This is a genomic window from Streptomyces sp. DH12 (assembly GCF_020873895.1).
Classification (GTDB): Bacteria; Actinomycetota; Actinomycetes; order Streptomycetales; family Streptomycetaceae; genus Streptomyces.
The window spans coordinates 1-381 of the sequence record NZ_JAHWGT010001742.1; the positions used below are offsets into that span (position 1 = coordinate 1).

The window sequence follows — 381 nt, forward strand, 5'->3', positions numbered from 1 at the left end:
AGTCGAAGCGGGCACCGGAGGATCCGGAGCCGAAGTCGTGGTCGACGTAGGCGTCGTTCCTGCCGGTGCAGTAGGGCCAGCCGTAGTTGCCGGCCCGGGTGACGCGGTTGAACTCGACCTGTCCGGCGGGGCCTCGGGACGGGCTTGCCGTCCCCGCGTCCGGGCCGTAGTCGCCGACGTACACCGTCCCGGTGGCCTGGTCGACGCTCATGCGGAACGGATTGCGGAAGCCCATCGCGTAGATCTCGGGGCGGGTCCTCGCGGTGCCCGCCGGGAAGAGGTTGCCGGGCGGGACGGTGTAACTGCCGTCCGCCTGGACCTTGATGCGCAGGATCTTGCCGCGCAGGTCGTTGGTGTTGCCGGCCGAACGCTGGGCGTCGT

1 protein-coding gene is annotated in these 381 nt (G+C 70.3%); it reads right to left on the bottom strand.

The window, feature by feature from the left end; all coding sequences use genetic code 11:
• A partial coding sequence (locus LPA54_RS42010) for a sorbosone dehydrogenase family protein (RefSeq protein WP_228985584.1) occupies positions 1-381 on the bottom strand: 381 nt, incomplete at both ends.